The following is a 5474-nucleotide window of genomic DNA, read 5'->3' as shown; positions in this document are numbered from 1 at the left end:
GCGGGTGTGTTGTTTGAGAACTCAATAGTGTGTTTGGTGGTTTTTGTTTGTTGTTGTTTTTTGCCTGCCTCTTTTTCCCGTTTAGGGGTGGGTGTTTGTGATGCCAGTTTTTGGTGTCTTGCTTGGTCAAATGTTTCTCTGATTGGCCTTTTTGGGTTTTGTTTGGAGAGTTTGATCCTGGCTCAGGACGAACGCTGGCGGCGTGCTTAACACATGCAAGTCGAACGGAAAGGCCCTTTCGGGGGTACTCGAGTGGCGAACGGGTGAGTAACACGTGGGTGATCTGCCCTGCACTTTGGGATAAGCCTGGGAAACTGGGTCTAATACCGAATATTCCCTGCCGGTTGCATGGTTGGTGGGGGAAAGCTTTTGCGGTGTGGGATGGGCCCGCGGCCTATCAGCTTGTTGGTGGGGTGATGGCCTACCAAGGCGACGACGGGTAGCCGGCCTGAGAGGGTGTCCGGCCACACTGGGACTGAGATACGGCCCAGACTCCTACGGGAGGCAGCAGTGGGGAATATTGCACAATGGGCGCAAGCCTGATGCAGCGACGCCGCGTGGGGGATGACGGCCTTCGGGTTGTAAACCTCTTTCAGTACCGACGAAGCGGAAGTGACGGTAGGTACAGAAGAAGCACCGGCCAACTACGTGCCAGCAGCCGCGGTAATACGTAGGGTGCGAGCGTTGTCCGGAATTACTGGGCGTAAAGAGCTCGTAGGTGGTTTGTCGCGTTGTCCGTGAAAACTCACAGCTTAACTGTGGGCGTGCGGGCGATACGGGCAGACTGGAGTACTGCAGGGGAGACTGGAATTCCTGGTGTAGCGGTGGAATGCGCAGATATCAGGAGGAACACCGGTGGCGAAGGCGGGTCTCTGGGCAGTAACTGACGCTGAGGAGCGAAAGCGTGGGGAGCGAACAGGATTAGATACCCTGGTAGTCCACGCCGTAAACGGTGGGTACTAGGTGTGGGTTTCCTTCCTTGGGATCCGTGCCGTAGCTAACGCATTAAGTACCCCGCCTGGGGAGTACGGCCGCAAGGCTAAAACTCAAAGGAATTGACGGGGGCCCGCACAAGCGGCGGAGCATGTGGATTAATTCGATGCAACGCGAAGAACCTTACCTGGGTTTGACATGCACAGGACGCCGGCAGAGATGTCGGTTCCCTTGTGGCCTGTGTGCAGGTGGTGCATGGCTGTCGTCAGCTCGTGTCGTGAGATGTTGGGTTAAGTCCCGCAACGAGCGCAACCCTTGTCTCATGTTGCCAGCGGGTAATGCCGGGGACTCGTGAGAGACTGCCGGGGTCAACTCGGAGGAAGGTGGGGATGACGTCAAGTCATCATGCCCCTTATGTCCAGGGCTTCACACATGCTACAATGGCCGGTACAAAGGGCTGCGATGCCGTGAGGTGGAGCGAATCCTTTCAAAGCCGGTCTCAGTTCGGATCGGGGTCTGCAACTCGACCCCGTGAAGTCGGAGTCGCTAGTAATCGCAGATCAGCAACGCTGCGGTGAATACGTTCCCGGGCCTTGTACACACCGCCCGTCACGTCATGAAAGTCGGTAACACCCGAAGCCGGTGGCCTAACCCCTTGTGGGAGGGAGCCGTCGAAGGTGGGATCGGCGATTGGGACGAAGTCGTAACAAGGTAGCCGTACCGGAAGGTGCGGCTGGATCACCTCCTTTCTAAGGAGCACCACGATGTTTGGGCCGGCCCGCAGATCGCGGATCCTCCGGTGTCCCAGACGGATTCGTTGGATGGCCCCACACCTGTAGTGGGTGGGGGTCTGGTGCACAACAAACATTGAGCCGCTACGGGTTTTAGCTTCGGCTGAGATGCGGTGAGGGATTGCCAGACACACTATTGGGCTTTGAGACAACAAGCCCGCTATCTCTTCGTCCCGAGTGTGGGAAACCGGAGGTGGTGTCGATCCCGGTCGGGGTTGGCGTTGTTGTTGCCCTGCTTTGGTGGTGGGGTGTGGTGTTTGATTTGTGGATAGTGGTTGCGAGCATCTGGCGCGCAAAGGGGTGCTGGTCTTCCGTTGTGGGGGCTGGTGTTTTTTTGTGTGTCGAGATAATGCAATTTTATTCTTCCGAGAATTTTTGATCTGTTTTGTGTGTAAGTGTTTAAGGGCGCATGGTGGATGCCTTGGCACTGGGAGCCGATGAAGGACGTGGGAGGCTGCGATATGCCTCGGGGAGTTGTCAACCGAGCGTGGATCCGAGGATGTCCGAATGGGGAAACCCGGCACGAGTGATGTCGTGTCACCCAACGCTGAATATATAGGCGTTGGGGGGGAACGCGGGGAAGTGAAACATCTCAGTACCCGTAGGAAGAGAAAACAATAGTGATTCCGTAAGTAGTGGCGAGCGAAAGCGGAGGATGGCTAAACCGTGTGCATGTGATACCCGGCGGGGGTTGTGTGTGCGGTGTTGTGGGGCGTTTCTTCCCGAGGTCCGCCGGCCTGGGCGAAAGTGATCAACCGTTGGGTTAGTTGAAGTGGTCTGGGATGGCCTGTCGTAGAGGGTGAGAGCCCCGTAGACGAAAACTTGGCGGCTTTCGTGAAATGTTTTCCCCGAGTAGCAGCGGGCCCGTGGAATCTGCTGTGAATCTGCCGGGACCACCCGGTAAGCCTGAATACTTCTCAGTGACCGATAGCGGATCAGTACCGTGAGGGAATGGTGAAAAGTACCCCGGGAGGGGAGTGAAAGAGTACCTGAAACCGTGTGCCTACAATCCGTCAAAGCCCCCGATTTTTCGTGGGGTGATGGCGTGCCTTTTGAAGAATGAGCCTGCGAGTCAGGGACATGTCGCGAGGTTAACCCGGGTGGGGTAGCCGCAGCGAAAGCGAGTCTGAATAGGGCGTATCCAAACAACAGTGTTTGGTGTAGTGGTGTGTTCTGGACCCGAAGCGGAGTGATCTACCCATGGCCAGGGTGAAGCGCGGGTAAGACCGCGTGGAGGCCCGAACCCACTTAGGTTGAAGACTGAGGGGATGAGCTGTGGGTAGGGGTGAAAGGCCAATCAAACTCCGTGATAGCTGGTTCTCCCCGAAATGCATTTAGGTGCAGCGTCGCATGTTTCTTGTTGGAGGTAGAGCTACTGGATGGCCGATGGGCCCTACTAGGTTACTGACGTCAGCCAAACTCCGAATGCCGACAAGTCAAAAGTGTGGCAGTGAGACGGCGGGGGATAAGCTCCGTGCGTCGAGAGGGAAACAGCCCAGATCGCCGGCTAAGGCCCCTAAGCGTGTGCTAAGTGGAAAAGGATGTGCAGTCGCGAAGACAACCAGGAGGTTGGCTTAGAAGCAGCCACCCTTGAAAGAGTGCGTAATAGCTCACTGGTCAAGTGATTGTGCGCCGATAATGTAGCGGGGCTCAAGCACACCGCCGAAGCCGCGGCAGCATAGATTATTTCTATGTTGGGTAGGGGAGCGTCCTGCATCCGGTGAAGCCACCGAGTGATCGAGTGGTGGAGGGTGTGGGAGTGAGAATGCAGGCATGAGTAGCGATAAGGCAAGTGAGAACCTTGCCCGCCGGAAGACCAAGGGTTCCTGGGCCAGGCCAGTCCGCCCAGGGTGAGTCGGGACCTAAGGCGAGGCCGACAGGCGTAGTCGATGGACAACGGGTTGATATTCCCGTACCCGTGTATGAGCGTCCCTGACGAATCCATACCGCTAACCACCCAAAACCTGCTCCACTGATCCCTTCGGGGTGACGGGAGCGGGGGCTGCGTGGGACCCGTGTGGGTAGTAGTCAAGCGATGGGGTGACGCAGGAAGGCAGCCGTACCAGTCAGTGGTAATACTGGGGCAAGCCGGTAGCACGCGTGATAGGCAAATCCGTCACGCATATGTGTGAGAGGTGATGCATAGCCGAGTGAGGCGAATTCGGTGATCCTATGCTGTCGAGAAAAGCCTCTAGCGAGCGCATACACGGCCCGTACCCCAAACCAACACAGGTGGTCAGGTAGAGAATACCGAGGCGTACGAGTGAACTATGGTTAAGGAACTCGGCAAAATGCCCCCGTAACTTCGGGAGAAGGGGGACCCCCACACCGTCAACCCACTTGCTGGGGGCAGCGGGAGGGGGTGGCACAAACCAGTGAGAAGCGACTGTTTACTAAAAACACAGGTCCGTGCGAAGTCGCAAGACGAGGTATACGGACTGACGCCTGCCCGGTGCTGGAAGGTTAAGAGGACCCGTTAACCCGCAAGGGTGAAGCGGAGAATTTAAGCCCCAGTAAACGGCGGTGGTAACTATAACCATCCTAAGGTAGCGAAATTCCTTGTCGGGTAAGTTCCGACCTGCACGAATGGCGTAACGACTTCTCAGCTGTCTCAACCATAGACTCGGCGAAATTGCATTACGAGTAAAGATGCTCGTTACGCGCGGCAGGACGAAAAGACCCCGGGACCTTCACTACAACTTGGTATTGGTGCTCGATACGGTTTGTGTAGGATAGGTGGGAGACTATGAAGCAGTCACGCCAGTGATTGTGGAGTCGTTGTTGAAATACCACTCTGATCGTATTGGGCCTCTAACCTCGAACCGTGGAACCGGTTCAGGGACAGTGCCTGGTGGGTAGTTTAACTGGGGCGGTTGCCTCCTAAAAAGTAACGGAGGCGCCCAAAGGTTCCCTCAACCTGGACGGCAATCAGGTGTTGAGTGTAAGTGCACAAGGGAGCTTGACTGCAAGACGAACATGTCAAGCAGGGACGAAAGTCGGGACTAGTGATCCGGCACCCCCGAGTGGAAGGGGTGTCGCTCAACGGATAAAAGGTACCCCGGGGATAACAGGCTGATCTTCCCCAAGAGTCCATATCGACGGGATGGTTTGGCACCTCGATGTCGGCTCGTCGCATCCTGGGGCTGGAGCAGGTCCCAAGGGTTGGGCTGTTCGCCCATTAAAGCGGCACGCGAGCTGGGTTTAGAACGTCGTGAGACAGTTCGGTCTCTATCCGCCGCGCGCGTCAGAAGCTTGAGGAAACCTGTCCCTAGTACGAGAGGACCGGGACGGACGAACCTCTGGTACACCAGTTGTCCCACCAGGGGCACCGCTGGATAGCCACGTTCGGACAGGATAACCGCTGAAAGCATCTAAGCGGGAAACCCCCTCCAAGACCAGGCTTCTCACCCATCAAGTGGGATAAGGCCCCCCGCAGACCACGGGATCGATAGACCAGACCTACACACCCAGCAATGGGCGCAGGGAACTGGCACTAACCGGCCGAAAACTTACACACACTCGCAACCACACACCATCCACGAACACCCCAAACACGTGTTCACACCCCACCACCAAAAACACTTCCCCCGAACAAAACCCGGGGGACACTAAAAAAGTGAATAGAGTTACGGCGGTCAATAGCGGCAGGGAAACGCCCGGACCCATCCCGAACCCGGAAGCTAAGCCTGCCAGCGCCAATGATACTGCCCAACCCGGGCGGAAAAGTAGGACACCGCCGAACACAAATTA

At 56.6% G+C, this 5474-nt stretch carries 3 rRNA genes; all 3 read left to right on the top strand.

Annotation, left to right across the window (positions count from 1 at the left end):
- Positions 1 to 159 precede the first annotated feature (159 nt).
- The 3 genes from AU185_RS13325 (at position 160) to rrf (ending at position 5466) form a co-directional block, all read left to right on the top strand.
- Positions 160 to 1682, top strand: a 16S ribosomal RNA gene (locus AU185_RS13325).
- A gap of 431 nt (positions 1683 to 2113) precedes the next feature.
- Positions 2114 to 5241 (top strand): 23S ribosomal RNA (locus AU185_RS13320).
- Positions 5242 to 5351: 110 nt separating this feature from the next.
- Positions 5352 to 5466 (top strand): 5S ribosomal RNA (gene rrf, locus AU185_RS13315).
- Together the 16S, 23S and 5S rRNA genes form the textbook arrangement of a ribosomal RNA operon.
- Positions 5467 to 5474 lie beyond the last annotated feature (8 nt).

It is taken from the genome of Mycobacterium sp. GA-0227b, assembly GCF_001499855.1.
In the GTDB taxonomy this organism is placed as follows: Bacteria; Actinomycetota; Actinomycetes; order Mycobacteriales; family Mycobacteriaceae; genus Mycobacterium.
Note: the sequence above shows the minus strand (reverse complement) of the source record. Positions and strands in the feature narration are given on the sequence as shown.